Consider the following 16,108-nt stretch of genomic DNA (forward strand, 5'->3'; position numbering starts at 1 on the left):
CCTCTTACTGCGCCTGCACCCGCAGCTCAGCTGCGGAACGACTGCGGTGACCCAACAATGCTTTAACATCACTGGACTTCGGTTTAACCAACGTGAATTTCGAGGCAAATTCCGGCCAGTTAGCCAGTATTTCTTCGCCGCGCTGGGAACCCGTCAGTTGCACATGCTCGGTAATCATCCCGCGCAGGTGTTCTTCGTGAATAGCCAGTTCATCAACGTTGAGCAGTTCAACCAACTCAGGGTTAACGCGTTTACGGAAATCACCATCTTCATCAAGCACGTAAGCGAAACCACCGGTCATACCTGCACCAAAGTTCACGCCCGTCTTGCCGATGACACAGACAATACCGCCAGTCATGTATTCACAACCGTTATCGCCAATGCCTTCTACAACGGTAATCGCACCGGAGTTACGCACAGCGAAACGCTCACCCGCACGGCCTGCAGCATAAAGTTTGCCGCCTGTTGCACCGTACAAGCAGGTGTTGCCTATGATGGTTGCCTCGTGGCTGCGGAAGAATGAACCTACCGGAGGACGCAGCGAGATCAAACCGCCAGCCATACCTTTACCGACATAGTCGTTGGCATCGCCAGTCAGGTGTAACTCAACACCACCGGCGTTCCATACACCAAAGCTTTGCCCGGCAGTACCGCTGAAATGCGCTTTAATCGGATCGGCAGCAAGCCCCTGGTCGCCGTTGTGCTGTGCAATATAACCAGACAATGTCGCACCCACTGAACGGTCAGTGTTGCGGATATCAAACCAGAACGTTTTGCTCTGCTTATCATCCACATACTGCTTCGCCTGAGCGAGCAGTTGAGCGTTCAGGTCGCCTTTATCGAATGGCGGGTTCGTTTCGGTCCAGTAAACCGCTTTGCCCGGCATTGGCTCAGCTGTTTTCAGCAGACTCGACAGATCCAGGTTTTGTTGTTTGGCAGTGAAACCGTCCAGCTCTTTGAGCAAGTCAGTACGGCCAATCAAGTCAACCAGGCGCTTCACGCCTAACTGCGCCATCAACTCACGCGTTTCACGGGCAATAAATTCAAAGTAGTTTGTCACTTTAAATGGCAGGCCGTGATAGTGGTTTTTACGCAGTTTTTCATCCTGAGTTGCAACACCGGTTGCGCAGTTGTTCAGGTGGCAAATACGCAGGTATTTACAACCCAATGCAACCATTGGACCGGTACCGAAACCAAAGCTTTCTGCGCCAAGAATCGCGGCTTTGATAATGTCTAAGCCAGTTTTCAGGCCGCCATCAACTTGCAGGCGAATCTTATGACGCAGGCCGTTCGCAACCAGTGCCTGTTGTGTTTCCACCAGACCCAGTTCCCACGGGCAACCCGCATATTTCACTGATGACAACGGGCTTGCGCCGGTACCACCGTCGTAACCGGCGATAGTAATCAGGTCGGCATAAGCTTTTGCCACACCCGTTGCGATAGTGCCAACGCCTGGTTCGGAAACCAGTTTGACGGAGATCATCGCTTTAGGGTTGACCTGTTTCAGGTCGAAAATCAGCTGCGCCAAGTCTTCGATAGAGTAGATATCGTGGTGCGGCGGAGGTGAAATCAGCGTAACGCCAGGTACTGAATAACGCAGTTTTGCGATATACGGCGTAACTTTATCACCCGGCAACTGACCACCTTCGCCAGGCTTAGCACCCTGAGCGACTTTAATCTGGATAACATCGGCGTTCACCAGGTAAGCCGGGGTCACACCGAAGCGGCCAGAAGCGACCTGTTTGATACGGGACACTTTATTGGTGCCGTAACGCGCAGGGTCTTCTCCACCTTCACCGGAGTTGGAGTTGCCGCCGATGCTGTTCATCGCTTCTGCCAGCGATTCGTGTGCTTCCGGGCTCAATGCACCGATAGACATCGCAGCAGTATCGAAACGTTTATAAAGCTCAGTGGCAGGCTCAACATCTTCAATCTTGACTGTTTCATCTTGCGGGTTCAGAGCAAGCATATCGCGCAGTGTTGCCACCGGGCGCTCGTTCACAAGCTTCGCGTACTCTTGATAATCTTTGTAATCACCGCTGTTTACGGCTTTTTGCAGCGTTTGAACCACGTCTGGGTTGTAGGCGTGATATTCGCCACCGTGGACGTATTTCAACTGCCCGCCCTGGTCCAGCGGCTTGCGAGCGAGCCATGCGCGCTTGGACAGATTCAGCAAATCTTGCTGGAAGTCGTTGAAACCTGCACCACCAATACGGCTGACAACGCCCTGGAAGCACAGCTCAGAAACTTCTTTATGCAGGCCAACCGCTTCAAACAGCTTCGAGCAACGATAAGAGGCGATAGTCGAGATGCCCATTTTGGACATGATCTTGTACAGGCCTTTATTGATGCCGTTGCGGTAATTCTGCATCACTTCACGGTACGGCTTTTCGATAGCAGTGCTGTCGACTAACTTCGCCAGTGTTTCGTAGGCGAGGTATGGATAGATCGCCGTGGCACCAAAACCGAGCAGAACAGCGAAGTGGTGCGGGTCACGCGCGCTTGCGGTTTCGACAATAATGTTTGCATCGCAGCGCAGATTTTTCTCGACCAGGCGAGTCTGTATCGCGCCAACCGCCATCGGAGCCGGAACTGGCAGGCGATCTTTCGCGATGTTACGGTCAGACAGCACCAGCAAAACGGTGCCATTGCGAACCATGCGTTCAGCTTCATCGCACAGCGCATTTACGGTTTCGTGTAGTGACTGGGTGGAAGCATCGTAAGTGATGTCCAGCGTGTCAGCGCGGTAATGCTCTTCTTCAAGCGTTGTCAGCTGCTGGAAATCAGACCACAACAGAATTGGCGATTTGAAACTCAGGCGGTGTGCCTGGCCTTCTGCTTCACAGAAGACGTTCATTTCACGGCCAATGCTGGTTGCCAGTGACATGACGTGCGCTTCACGCAGCGGGTCGATTGGCGGGTTAGTTACCTGCGCAAACTGCTGGCGGAAGTAGTCATAAATAATGCGTGGCTGGCTAGAAAGTACGGCAAACGGGGTATCGTCACCCATTGAACCCACAGCTTCCTGGCCATTTTCACCCAGCACACGAATCACAGAATCCAGTTCTTCTACGCTGTAGTTAAACTGTTTCTGGAAGCTTGCGAGGGTATCGTCGTCCATTTCACGGGAGCCAACTTCTTCGTCTGGTAAATCTTCAAACGGCACCAGGCGGCGGACGTTGTTTTCCATCCACTCTTTATACGGGTGGCGGCTCTTCAAATCGGCATCGGTTTCAGCTGAATGCAGAATTCGGCCAATACGTGTATCGATAACCATCAACTCGCCAGGACCGACACGGCCTTTCTCGATGACTTCGTCAGGCTGGTAATCCCAGATCCCAACTTCAGAAGCACAAGTGATCAGCTTATCTTTAGTGATGACGTAGCGCGCCGGGCGCAGACCGTTACGGTCCAGGTTACAGGCAGCGTAACGCCCGTCGGACATCACGATTCCTGCTGGACCATCCCATGGCTCCATATGCATGGAGTTAAAGTCGAAGAAGGCGCGCAGCTCCGGGTCCATGTTCGGGTTGTTCTGCCAGGCTGGTGGAACCAGTAAACGCATGGCGCGAACGATATCCATACCGCCTGCTAACAGCAGCTCGAGCATGTTATCCATGGAGCTTGAGTCGGAACCGGTTTCGTTCACGAATGGCGCTGCGTCATGCAAGTCCGGAATCAATGGAGTCTGGAACTTGTAGGTACGGGCGCGTGCCCATTGGCGGTTACCAGTTATGGTGTTGATTTCACCGTTGTGCGCCAGGTAGCGGAACGGCTGAGCTAGCGGCCAGCGTGGCACGGTGTTGGTGGAGAAACGTTGGTGGAACAGGCAAATAGCTGATTCCAGACGTAAGTCCGCAAGGTCCAGGTAAAAGCGCGGCAAATCTGCCGGCATACACAGACCTTTATAGATGTTAACCAGGTTGGAGAGACTACAAACGTAGAATTCTTTATCCTGGATGCGTTTCTCAATGCGGCGACGGGCGATAAACAGGCGACGTTCCATATCACGTGGACGCCAGCCAGCCGGAGCATTAACAAAAATTTGTTCGATGCGAGGTTTTGAGGAGAGGGCGATTTCACCGAGTACGTCTTCATTGGTTGGCACTTCGCGCCAGCCGACAATCGACAAGGTCTCGTTTTGCAACTCTTCTTCAACGATGCGGCGGCTTGCACTTGCCAGCGCGTCGTCTTTATTTAAGAAAATCATGCCTACCGCATAATTTTTTGCCAAACGCCAACCACGTTCTTCCGCAACGATTCGGAAGAAACGGTCAGGTTTTTGCAACAGCAGGCCACAACCATCACCGGTTTTACCATCGGCGAGGATTGCTCCACGGTGCTGCATTCGGGCCAGTGCGTGAATAGCTGTACGCACTACCTTGTGGCTAGGTTCGCCTTCTATGTGGGCGATCAGGCCGAAACCACAGTTATCCTTCTCAAGGGATTTATCGTACAACATATCAGTGAACCTCCCCAGGCTCTACGTGATTCCCGATACCGATTGCGTCCAGACGCAGCAAGGGCATGGCGACGGGGTTTGCGCATCTACGCTCACCTCGCGTGTCGCCCTCTTTATGTCTAACGCATCCGGTTGCACAAGTATTGAGGACTTGCTTTAGAGGGAATCTTAATTACTGCATAAATATGGTGGGCACAGAACCCACCCAGAAAGCTTCCAGCGGATTTCCAAGTTATCGGGAAAGCGCACACAGGTCAAATGGCATTCTTATTTATACGATTATGTGCTAAATGCTATTTAACATCATGAATATAAACATTTTATTATCATTTTTATCGTATTTAAGCGGCAGGAGGATCGCCTGGGTATTGTGATCTCTCTCACTATCTGGCGGGCTGCAAAATTCCAGACCGTGCTGGCAATGCTTAAGTTGGCAGGATCTTATGCTATCAATGAGGTCTGGCGTGTTGTATGCCACTGTTTTTCACAAGGGCACATATTCTTTAAAAATAGAGGGTCAATATAAGGAAAAGTAATCATCTTTTGCGTGCGTAAAATTGCACTAATTTTGCATTATTATGCAATGGATAAAGCTGCGCCAAAGCGATTGATCCAGGTCATCGCGAAATTGGACAGATAATGGCAGGCTACGTCCCTTTTACAGGGCGGCCCATCAGATTATGCAGTTACAAAAATTAGTCAATATGTTTGGTGGCGATCTTCAGCGTCGTTATGGCCATAAGGTCCATAAACTCGTGCTGCATGGCGGTTTCAGTTGCCCAAACCGCGACGGCACCATCGGGCGTGGGGGGTGTACTTTTTGCAATGTGGCCTCTTTTGCCGACGAAACCCAACAAAACCACTCTATCGCCGATCAACTGGAGCGCCAGTCGCAGTTGGTGAATCGCGCGCAGCACTACCTTGCTTATTTTCAGGCGTACACCAGTACGTGGGCGGAAGTACAGGTGCTGCGTTCGATGTACCAACAAGCCGTCAGTAAGGCATCTATTGTTGGGCTATGCGTTGGCACACGCCCGGATTGTGTACCGGACAGCGTGTTGGATTTGCTCAGTGAATATCACGATAAAGGCTACGAAGTTTGGCTGGAGTTAGGTTTACAGACGGCTCATGACAAAACATTGCATCGTATTAATCGTGGGCATGATTTTGCCTGTTACCAGGAAACGACTCATCGCGCCCGCGCCCGTGGCCTGAAAGTCTGTAGCCATCTGATTGTCGGCTTGCCGGGTGAAGGACAGGCGCAGTGCATGGAGACGCTGGAAAAAGTCGTTGAGACCGGTGTTGATGGCATCAAACTTCATCCATTACACATTGTTGACGGCAGCACGATGGCCAAAAGCTGGCAGGCAGGGCGCTTACAGGCTATTGAATTAGAAGAGTATGCGTCCATCGCCGGGGAGATGATTCGCCATACCCCGCTTGATGTTGTGTTCCATCGCATTTCGGCGAATGCCCGACGGCCCACGTTGCTGGCACCGCTGTGGTGTGAGAACCGCTGGAGCGGAATGGGGGCGATTGACCGCTATCTGAATGAGCACGGTACGCAAGGTTCGGCACTCGGTACGCCGTGGAACCCGACAATTCTGTTGTAATTCCTGAGCGTGTGATCTTTTTGCGGTATATTTAGCAGATTGTAAGCGAGGGAAACGTTCCATGAAGCAAATCCGGTTACTGGCACAATATTACGTTGATTTGATGGTGAAGCTCGGATTAGTGCGCTTCTCTTTGTTACTGGCCTCAGCCCTTGTGGTGTTGGCTATCGTGGTACAAATGGCCGTGACGATGTTATTACGCGGCCAGGTTGAAAGTATTGATGTCGTCCGTTCTATCTTTTTTGGCTTGCTAATTACCCCCTGGGCTGTCTATTTCCTTTCTGTGGTGGTTGAGCAACTCGAAGAGTCGCGTCAGCGGCTTTCAAAGCTGGTGCAAAAACTCGAGGAGATGCGCGAACGCGATCTAAAACTCAATGTGCAGCTCAAAGACAACATTGCGCAGTTGAACCAGGAAATCGCCGATCGCGTTAAAGCGGAAAATGAACGCCAGACAATGCTGGAACAGCTTAAGGTCGAGATGCAGGAGCGTGAAGAAACGCAACTCCAGCTTGAGCAGCAGTCGTCATTCTTACGCTCATTCCTTGATGCTTCCCCGGACCTGGTTTTCTATCGTAATGAGGACAAAGAGTTTTCCGGCTGTAACCGTGCGATGGAACTGCTGACGGGCAAAAGCGAAAAACAGCTGATAAGCCTGAAACCGGAAGATGTCTATTCGCCAGAAGCGGCGCAGAAGGTTATCGAAACGGACGAAAAAGTTTTCCGTCATAATGTTTCCCTCACCTACGAACAATGGCTGGATTACCCCGACGGGCGCAAAGCCTGCTTTGAAATTCGTAAAGTGCCTTATTACGACCGTGTCGGCAAACGCCATGGCTTGATGGGCTTTGGTCGCGATATTACTGAGCGTAAGCGTTATCAGGATGCGCTTGAGCGCGCCAGCCGTGACAAAACTACCTTTATTTCTACGATCAGCCACGAACTACGTACACCGCTGAACGGTATAGTCGGTTTAAGCCGTATCTTGCTTGATACTGAACTGAATCCTGAACAAACAAATTATCTCAAGACCATTCACGTTTCGGCGATCACGCTCGGTAATATTTTCAACGATATCATTGATATGGATAAGCTTGAGCGCCGTAAGGTTCAGCTTGATAACCAACCAATTGATTTCACCAGTTTCCTTGCTGATCTCGAAAACCTCTCCGGCTTGCAGGCGCAGCAAAAAGGGCTGACGCTTGAAATGAACCCAACCTTGCCGTTGCCGCATAAAGTGGTGACGGACGGTACGCGTTTGCGCCAGATCCTGTGGAACCTCATCAGCAACGCCGTGAAGTTCACCCCGAAAGGCGGGTTAGTCGCTGTGCGTGTGCAGTATGAAGAAGAGAATACACTGCGCTTCGCAGTGCAGGATTCCGGCATTGGTATTCCGCAGGATGAGCAGGACAAGATCTTCGCCATGTATTATCAGGTGAAAGATAGCCACGGTGGTAAACCAGCAACCGGTACGGGGATTGGTCTTGCGGTATCGCGCCGTCTGGCTAAGAGCATGGGTGGCGATATTACCGTTAGCAGTAAGCCGGGTGAAGGCTCTCTGTTTACCCTGACCATTCAGGCACCGCGTGTGGCGGATGAAGTTGAAGATACCCTCGAAGAAGACGAAATGCCGCTGCCAGCATTACACGTGTTGCTGGTGGAAGACATTGAACTCAATGTGATTGTTGCACGCTCGGTGCTTGAGAAGCTCGGTAATAGCGTAGATGTCGCAATGACGGGCAAAGAGGCGTTAGAAAAATTCACCCCAGGAGAATATGACCTGGTGCTGTTGGATATTCAGTTGCCTGATATGACGGGGCTGGATATTTCCCGTCAGCTGACAACACGTTACGCCCGCGAAGATTTACCGCCGCTGGTGGCCTTGACTGCTAACGTATTGAAAGATAAAAAAGAGTATCTGGATGCTGGCATGGATGACGTGCTGAGCAAACCACTCGCAGTTCCGGCGTTGATGGCGATGATCCAAAAATTCTGGGATAACCAAAAGTCAGAGTCTGAAAAGGAGTCTCCAATGTCTCAAGTTAATAGTGAAAAGCAACAAGCCTTGCTCGATATTCCGATGCTTGAGCAGTACATGGACTTAGTAGGACCAAAACTGATTACTGATGGACTGGCGATGTTTGAAAAAATGATGCCGGGTTACCTGAGTGTGTTGGATTCCAATATGACCGCTCGCGACCAGAAAGGTGTGGTGGAAGAAGGCCATAAAATTAAAGGTGCAGCGGGTTCTATTGGGCTACGCCATTTGCAGCAAGTTGCTCAGCAAATTCAGTCGCCGGACTTACCAGCCTGGTCAGAAAATGTGGGTGAGTGGATTGAAGAATTGAAGCACGAATGGCAACACGATGTTGATGTTCTGAAAGCCTGGGTTGCGAACGCCCCCAAAAAATGACCCCGGATAAACCGGGGTGCGCGAATTCTGCGCCAACACCAGGGAAAAGTCCGGTTGCGCCGTAAGTTATAAGTTTTTATCCAGTCGGCGCAGCCGATAATCTCGTATGCTGCTCAGGCATTAAGATAGCAAATCTTAAATGATTTGTTACGTGAATCAGTAAAATGTGTGAAGCATAGCGATCAAATCATAATAACTGATGATAACTATCGCATGATCAATAGGAATGGCCGAATGAAGAAGATTGGTGTGGTGCTTAGTGGCAGTGGGGTTTACGACGGTAGCGAGATTCAAGAAGCTGTTATTACTCTATTGGCAATCGCTCGCTCTGGCGCTGAAGCTGTTTGTTTTGCACCTGATAAACCTCAAGCAGATGTTATTAATCACCTGACTAATAATAAGTCTATTGAGCATCGTAATGTACTGGTTGAAGCTGCTCGAATTACCCGTGGAGCTATTACTCCCCTGGAGCAGGCCGATGCCAACGAACTGGATGCGTTGATTGTTCCAGGTGGCTTTGGTGCGGCAAAAAATCTGTGTGATTTTGCCAGTAAAGGCAGTGAGTGTCAGATAGATAGCGATTTACGTCGCCTTGCCAGGGATTGTCACGCGCAGGGTAAGCCTCTTGGTTTTATCTGTATTGCTCCTGTGATGTTGCCAAAGATTCTTGATGTACCAGTGCGTTTGACTATTGGCACGGATATCGACACCGCAGAAATAGTTGAAGAGATGGGGGCAGAACATGTCCCTTGCCCGGTCGATGATATCGTGGTTGATGAAGAGCAAAAAGTAGTGACTACACCAGCTTATATGTTGGCAACACGCATTGATGAAGCCGCATTGGGCATCGAGAAACTGGTCGCTCGCGTTGTGGATATGACTGCATGAAGAAAGGGCGAATTGCGCTCTTGAGTACCCTGAGGCGCTGGCTATTTCGCGGTGTACTGGCTTTCGCCGGAGTCTGGCTGGCGGGGATTATTCTGTTTAGCTTTTTGCCTGTGCCGTTTTCAGCCGTAATGGTAGAGAGGCAGCTCAGCGCTTGGTTTAGCGGTGATTTCGGTTACGTAGCTCATTCGGATTGGGTGAGTATGGATGAGATCTCACCGCTGATGGGGCTTGCCGTTATTGCGGCAGAAGACCAGAAATTTCCCGACCACTGGGGATTTGATGTTAATGCTATCGAAAAGGCCATTGCCCATAATGAACGTAATGAAAATCGCGTTCGCGGCGCATCGACACTTTCTCAGCAAACTGCCAAGAACTTGTTCTTGTGGGATGGACGTAGCTATGTCCGTAAAGGTCTTGAGGCTGGGTTAACGCTGGGTATGGAGGCCGTCTGGACTAAACGCCGCATTCTCACGGTTTATCTAAATATCGCGGAATTTGGCGAGGGGATTTTTGGTGTGGAAGCCGCTTCACAACGCTATTTCCACAAACCGGCAAGCCGTCTGACGGCATCAGAAGCGGCATTGCTGGCTGCTGTCTTGCCCAATCCGATTCGCTTTAAAGCGAATGCACCTTCTGGCTATGTACGCCAGCGGCAGCAATGGATATTGCGCCAGATGCGCCAGTTGGGTGGCGAGTCATTCATGGCGCAGAATGAGCTGAAGTAAATTAGTCTTCGTCAAAACCTGAATTAAACAGGGCGATAACCGCATTCAAGGCTTGCTCTTCTTCAGGGCCGGTAACTTCAATTTCGATGTGTCCACCTTTAGCGGAATCCAGCATCAGCAATGCAATCACGCTGTTGGCTTCCGCCTCCGTGCCTGCCTCGTTACGCAGCATCACCTCGGCATCAAAGCTTTGCACTAATTCGAACAGCTTCATCGCTGGGCGCGCGTGCATGCCCAGTTTGTTGGTGATCTCAACGGTCTGTTTTACGGTCATGTTTTGCGTTTTTCCAGCGTACGGTGACGGGATTGCACATTTTTGCCGCGCGAACGGAAATAGTCTGCCAGTTGCTCAGCAATATAAACTGAACGGTGTTTACCGCCTGTACAACCAATTGCCACAGTCAAATAGCTGCGGTTGTTGGTCTCCAGCATTGGTAACCACTGCTCAAGATAGCTGCGTGTCTGGTAGATAAAATTGTGCACTTCGGTGTGACGGTCAAGGAACGCAGCGACGGGTCTGTCGAGACCGGTCATCGGACGAAGTTTAGGATCCCAGTGCGGGTTTGGCAGGAAGCGCACGTCGAACACGTAGTCAGCATCGATTGGAATACCGTGTTTGAAGCCGAAGGACTCGAACACCATAGTCAATTCGCGTTCACGCTTGCCGAGCAGACGCGTACGCAACATTTCCGCAAGTTCGTGCACTGACATTTCAGAGGTATCGATAATCAGATCAGCTCTGGATTTCAGTGGCTCCAGCAGGTCACTTTCTTCATCAATAGCACTTTCTAACGAAAGATTTTTGCTGGAAAGTGGATGCAATCGACGCGTGTCGCTATAACGACGGATCAGCGTATTGCGATCGGCGTCGAGGAATAACAATTGTGGCGAGAATGAGTCAGGCAGATTACTCATCGCCTGTTCAAAAATTTCCGGGTTTTCCGGCATGTTACGCACGTCGATGCTCACTGCCGCAGAAATTTTTCGCTCTGCGAGAGTTTTGGCAAGATCAGGTAACAGCACCACTGGTAGATTATCTACGCAGTAGAATCCCATATCTTCTAGTGCACGCAAGGCTACAGACTTCCCTGAACCAGAGCGGCCGCTGACGATCATCAGCACCATTTTTTCACTCCCCCAACTTCTCTTGCTGTGATGTCAACACAACCACAGCCAGATTATTCACTTTCACTACCATTTTCTGTTTCGGTAATGATCTGATAAAGCTCTTCATCGCTTTGCGCAGAACGCAGGCGTCGACAAATTGTTTTGTCTGCCAGACGCTTTGCCACCAGAGATAAAGTGTGCAAATGCGTTTTTGTTTGATCCGCCGGTACAAGCAGCGCAAACATGAGGTCTACCGGCTGGTTATCAATCGCATCAAATGCGATAGGGGTCTCCAGTTTAATAAACACCCCAACGGCGCGGGTGGTATCTTCTTCCAGCTTCCCGTGAGGTATAGCGATACCGTTACCGATACCGGTACTCCCCATACGTTCGCGCGTCAGCACGGCTTCAAAAACCACTTGTGGTGGCAGACCGAGTTGCTTTGCTGCCAGCTCACTGATGATTTCCAGTGCACGTTTTTTACTCTGGCAATGTACGTTGGTACGAGTACATTCCTTGTTCAGGACATTACTAAGTTGTAGAGCAGAATCGTTGTTCATCATAAGTTCACCTAAGCACCCTGTTATGCTAACGGCCCGTTAAGTAACGAGCCGTCTATGCTGGAACAGTTGCCCGGATTATCAGTGTTGTTTTAGTTTATCTTTATGTTTGGTTAACTGGCGCGCCAGTTTATCAATTAAGCCATCAATTGCCGCATACATATCCTGGCCATCAGAGCTTGCATGGATTTCACCACCATTCACATGAAGCGTCGCATCGGCAATATGCGTGACCTTTTCCACCTTTAACACAATGTAGACCTGGTTAATTCTATCGAAGTACTGCTCCAGTTTGGCAAACTTCGTACTCACAAAATCGCGCAGTGCGTCAGTGATTTCGACGTTATGTCCTGTAATGTTGAGCTGCATAGTGTCTTCCTTATCGGTTAAGTCATACCAGCTGTTTACGCTGATTTGACGGTGGTATGGATAAAGACTCTCGGTACTTCGCAACAGTGCGGCGTGCCACCATGATCCCCTGATCGGATAGCATAGTCGTTAACTTGCTATCACTGAGAGGTTTCGCAGGGTTTTCCGCAGCAATTAATTTCTTCACCAGTGCCCGAATCGCCGTAGAGGAGGCCTCGCCTCCGCCTTCGGTATTCACATGGCTGGAGAAGAAATACTTCAATTCAAAAATGCCGCGTGGACTGTGCAAATATTTTTGCGTGGTCACACGGGAAATAGTCGATTCATGCATTTCGACTACCTGGGCGATATCAGCAAGAACCATCGGTTTCATGTGCTCTTCGCCGTGCTCAAAAAAACCTTGTTGCTGCTCAACGATACAGCGACTGACACGCAGCAGCGTATCGTTGCGACTTTCAAGACTTTTAATCAACCACTTCGCTTCTTGCAGGTTACTGCGAATAAATTGCGAGTCGCTGTCATTGCGGGCATTGGTGCCCATCGCAGCGTACTGCTGATTAATTTTAAGGCGTGGAATGCTGTCGGCGTTTAATTCTACCGTCCAGCGCCCCTGAAGCTTTTTGACCAGAATATCGGGAATGACATATTCGGGTTCACTGGTTTGAATCGATTGGCCTGGGCGTGGATCCAGAGACTGAATCAGGCACATTGCCTCTTTCAGAACTTCTTCTTTCAGGCGAGTGACGCGCATCAGGCTACGGAAATCATGATTGGCGAGCAGATCCAGATGATCGCTGACAATCAGTCGTGCCTCGGTCAGCCACGGTGTTTCACGGGCAAATTGAGAAAGCTGGATGAGTAAGCAATCGCGTAGATCGCGTGCGGCAACTCCAACAGGATCAAAACGCTGGACGCGTTTAAGTACCGCCTCCACTTCGTCGATGGTGATTTCTTCATCGCCCATGCTTTCCAGAATTTCTTCCAGCGAAACCGTGAGATAGCCCATTTCGTCAACGGCATCAACAATAGATGTCGCAATGGCGGTGTCGGTATCAGAGAACGGGGTTAAATCGACCTGCCACATCAGGTAATCCTGGAGTGACTGAGTCGTTTCCCCCTGATAAATCGGCAACTCATCGTCACTATAATCTGAACCGGCGCCCGATGGGGAACCGGCGGTATAGATTTCGTCCCAGCTGGTATCTAACGGCAATTCGTCAGGCATCTCTTTTTGTTCAAGCGCCTCACGAGTGTCTAAAGCTTCATTTTCGCGAACTTCCTGAGTTTCAATTTCTTCATGCAGATCGGTTTGCTCAAGCAGTGGGTTACTTTCCAGGGCTTGTTGGAGTTCTTGCTGCAGCTCTAACGTTGACAGCTGCAACAGGCGAATTGCCTGCTGTAACTGTGGAGTCATAGCAAGTTGTTGGCTAAGCCGTAATTGCAAACCTTGCTTCATATTCAGAGCGAGCTTCCTCAGGTGTATACCCGGCATACTTCAAGTTGCAGGAACGTGGGCAACTCGAATTACCCAGAGTATTAATAATTATACTTCCTACCCTATCAGAGTCTGAACTCTTCGCCCAGATAGACGCGCTTAACATGCTCATCTTCCAGGATTTCCGCAGGCGTGCCATGGGCAATTAACTGGCCCTGGCTTACGATGTAAGCTCGTTCACACACGGCCAACGTTTCGCGTACGTTATGGTCAGTAATCAGCACACCAAGCCCGCTATCGCGCAAGTGCTCGATAATCCGCTTGATGTCGATGACGGAGATTGGGTCAACACCTGCAAAAGGTTCGTCCAAAAGAATAAATTTCGGGTTTGCAGCCAAAGCGCGGGCAATTTCAACACGACGGCGCTCACCACCAGACAGAGACTGCCCGAGGTTATCGCGCAGATGCTCAATGTGAAACTCTTCCATCAACTCATTCGCGCGGTCTTCGCGCTGTTCAGCGCTAAGGTCATCACGAATTTGCAGGACTGCCATCAAGTTATCGAACACGCTCAAGCGACGGAAAATTGACGCTTCTTGCGGTAAATATCCAATCCCACGACGGGCGCGAGCATGGAGCGGCAGAAGACTAATGTCTTCGTCATCAATAATGATGTTGCCAGCATCACGTGGAACAATGCCAACAACCATGTAAAAAGTCGTGGTTTTGCCTGCACCGTTAGGGCCAAGTAAACCGACAATTTCACCTGATTTAACGGTCAGGCTGACATCTTCAACAACGCGGCGGCCTTTGTAGGCTTTGGCGAGATGTTTTGCAATTAAAGTAGCCATAACGAATTAGTTACTCTTTTTCGGGGCAGGTGCTGGAGCAGCTTTGCCGTCTTTCTTCTGCAACTGAGAAGGAACCAGAACGGTGGTGACACGTTTACCTTTTTCGCTAAAGGCCTGCATCTTCTGTTCTTTAACCAGATAGGTAATTTTGTCGCCCTTGATATTGCTATCTACCTGTTCCAGATATGCATTACCGGTCAGAACCACAAAGTCGTTTTGCAACTCATAGTGCATGGTCGCTGAGTGGCCGCTTACAGGCTTACCGCTATCCTGCATCTGATAGAAAGTGGCAGGATTACCATAACCATCAATCACTTCTTTACCTTGCTCACCGCCCGGGCGAGTCACAACGACTTTATCGGCGTTAATTTTGATACTGCCTTGCGTCACTATCACATTGCCGGTGAAGGTGACGACGTTGCCTTGCATATCCAGCGACTGTTGGTCAGATTCAATGTGAATCGGCTGATCGGTATCACCGGTCAGCGCAAATGCCGAAAAACTGGCGGCTAAAAGCGTACTGGTCAGTACTAAATTACGGCTGAGTTTGTTTATTCTGGATTTCATAGGATGTTCTAACCTTTTCAATCAGCTCGGCATTTTTGCTGCGTAAGTTTCCACGCATTTTGAGGCCGGTAGAGTTAAAGCTGGTTCCGTACAAGGTTACCTGGTCATCAGAGGCAACATCCTGAGTGACTAAATTAACCTGCGCATTGTCCGTGGTAATTTTGCGTAGCTGTGAATCTGGTGTCAGGGCTGTCAGCACCACATTTCCGTACAAATACAGCATCCGATCGTTAGTTAGTTTGGCGCGATCTGCCCGTAATGACCAGGTTGCCACTTTGTTTTCGTCATACTGTGTCATCACCGGATTGGTGAACCACGAAACAGCGGTATCGGAAAAGTATTCAACGTGTTCTGCGACCAGCCGATAATTTAAAGCACCTTCAGGACTGTAGGCGAGGGTCGTAGAATGTTCACTTTTATAGGTTGGCTCGTTACTATTCACTGTTTGTGGTGCAACAGTGTCTTTTTCGACCAGATTTACACCAATCAATACCAGTGCCAGCAATGAAAGCAGGATGATAACCCAACGTCTGGTCTTACTCATATAGATAGCCCTTTGGCCTCATCAAGCTTTCCTTGAGCCAGTAAAAGGAGATCGCAGACTTCGCGTACTGCTCCTCGTCCGCCAGCAATACGTGTAACGTAGTCGGCACGAGGAATAAGTAAAGGATGAGCATCCGCAACCGCGACACTCAAACCCACTTTAGCCATTACAGGCCAGTCGATTAAATCATCCCCGACATAAGCCACTTGCTCAGCTGGAATGGCGAGCTTATCTAATAGATCCTGAAAAGCCAGCAGCTTGTCAGATTGCCCTTGATAAAGATGGGTGATGCCAAGCGTTTCGCACCTGTCCTCAAGAAGTTTTGCTTTCCGGCCAGTAATAATCGCCACTTCGATATCAGAGGTTAGTGCACAGCGAATTCCATAGCCATCACGGACGTTGAATGCTTTCAGCTCTTCGCCGCTATTACCCATATAAATCAGGCCGTCAGACATTACACCGTCAACGTCTAAAATAAGCAGGCGCACGTTTGCTGCCTGCTCCATCACGCGCGTGCTTACAGGCCCATAACAAGTGGCAAGAGACGCTTCATGGTTACTCATTAAGGCTAATCCTT

At 49.9% G+C, this 16,108-nt stretch carries 14 protein-coding genes; 4 read left to right on the forward strand and 10 right to left on the reverse strand.

From position 1 onward, the window contains the following. Positions 1 to 4: 4 nt before the first annotated feature. Positions 5 to 4,462, reverse strand: coding sequence for a glutamate synthase large subunit (gltB, locus tag GC128_RS02500; RefSeq protein ID WP_151992966.1), 4,458 nt, complete (start codon positions 4,460 to 4,462; stop codon positions 5 to 7). 680 nt (positions 4,463 to 5,142) lie between these two features. Here gltB and GC128_RS02505 point away from each other — a divergent pair. From GC128_RS02505 to mtgA, 4 genes are all read left to right on the forward strand, one after another. Beyond that, a complete protein-coding gene (locus GC128_RS02505; protein WP_151992967.1) occupies positions 5,143 to 6,075 on the forward strand; it encodes a TIGR01212 family radical SAM protein in 933 nt (310 codons plus the stop codon). 61 nt (positions 6,076 to 6,136) lie between these two features. Beyond that, positions 6,137 to 8,485: an aerobic respiration two-component sensor histidine kinase ArcB gene (arcB, locus tag GC128_RS02510; protein WP_151992968.1), complete on the forward strand. Its 2,349-nt coding sequence runs from the start codon at positions 6,137 to 6,139 to the stop codon at positions 8,483 to 8,485. Between the two features lie 234 nt (positions 8,486 to 8,719). Next, positions 8,720 to 9,373 (forward strand): isoprenoid biosynthesis glyoxalase ElbB, encoded by a 654-nt coding sequence (gene elbB, locus GC128_RS02515; RefSeq protein ID WP_151992969.1) that lies wholly within the window; start codon positions 8,720 to 8,722, stop codon positions 9,371 to 9,373. Further along, entirely contained in the window at positions 9,370 to 10,098 is a 729-nt protein-coding gene (gene mtgA, locus GC128_RS02520; RefSeq protein ID WP_151992970.1) for a monofunctional biosynthetic peptidoglycan transglycosylase, read from the forward strand. Before elbB ends, mtgA begins: the two co-directional genes overlap by 4 nt. A gap of 1 nt (position 10,099) precedes the next feature. Here the strand turns inward: mtgA and npr are convergent, their stop codons facing one another. The 9 genes from npr to kdsC form a co-directional block, all read right to left on the reverse strand. Next, positions 10,100 to 10,372, reverse strand: a complete 273-nt coding sequence (gene npr, locus GC128_RS02525) for a PTS phosphocarrier protein NPr (RefSeq protein ID WP_034459769.1) — start codon at positions 10,370 to 10,372, stop codon at positions 10,100 to 10,102. Then, the gene (gene rapZ / locus GC128_RS02530) at positions 10,369 to 11,223 is read right to left on the reverse strand and encodes an RNase adapter RapZ (protein WP_034459766.1); all 855 of its coding nucleotides are present in this window, start codon (positions 11,221 to 11,223) and stop codon (positions 10,369 to 10,371) included. Before rapZ ends, npr begins: the two co-directional genes overlap by 4 nt. Positions 11,224 to 11,276: 53 nt before the next feature. After that, positions 11,277 to 11,768: a PTS IIA-like nitrogen regulatory protein PtsN gene (gene ptsN, locus GC128_RS02535; RefSeq protein ID WP_151992971.1), complete on the reverse strand. Its 492-nt coding sequence runs from the start codon at positions 11,766 to 11,768 to the stop codon at positions 11,277 to 11,279. A 78-nt stretch (positions 11,769 to 11,846) separates the two neighbouring features. Further along, on the reverse strand, positions 11,847 to 12,134 hold the full coding sequence (gene hpf / locus GC128_RS02540; protein ID WP_151992972.1) for a ribosome hibernation promoting factor: 288 nt from the start codon (positions 12,132 to 12,134) through the stop codon (positions 11,847 to 11,849). Between the two features lie 22 nt (positions 12,135 to 12,156). Continuing rightward, complete coding sequence (gene rpoN / locus GC128_RS02545; RefSeq protein ID WP_151992973.1) at positions 12,157 to 13,590, reverse strand: RNA polymerase factor sigma-54; 1,434 nt, start codon at positions 13,588 to 13,590, stop codon at positions 12,157 to 12,159. Between the two features lie 104 nt (positions 13,591 to 13,694). After that, entirely contained in the window at positions 13,695 to 14,420 is a 726-nt protein-coding gene (gene lptB / locus GC128_RS02550; RefSeq protein ID WP_151992974.1) for an LPS export ABC transporter ATP-binding protein, read from the reverse strand. Between the two features lie 6 nt (positions 14,421 to 14,426). Beyond that, positions 14,427 to 14,987, reverse strand: coding sequence for a lipopolysaccharide ABC transporter substrate-binding protein LptA (lptA, locus tag GC128_RS02555; protein WP_151992975.1), 561 nt, complete (start codon positions 14,985 to 14,987; stop codon positions 14,427 to 14,429). After that, positions 14,956 to 15,531, reverse strand: a complete 576-nt coding sequence (lptC, locus tag GC128_RS02560) for an LPS export ABC transporter periplasmic protein LptC (RefSeq protein WP_151992976.1) — start codon at positions 15,529 to 15,531, stop codon at positions 14,956 to 14,958. Before lptC ends, lptA begins: the two co-directional genes overlap by 32 nt. Then, entirely contained in the window at positions 15,528 to 16,094 is a 567-nt protein-coding gene (gene kdsC, locus GC128_RS02565; protein ID WP_151992977.1) for a 3-deoxy-manno-octulosonate-8-phosphatase KdsC, read from the reverse strand. Before kdsC ends, lptC begins: the two co-directional genes overlap by 4 nt. Positions 16,095 to 16,108: the final 14 nt, after the last annotated feature.

The organism is Buttiauxella massiliensis (assembly GCF_902500225.1).
Taxonomy (GTDB): Bacteria; Pseudomonadota; Gammaproteobacteria; order Enterobacterales; family Enterobacteriaceae; genus Buttiauxella; species Buttiauxella massiliensis.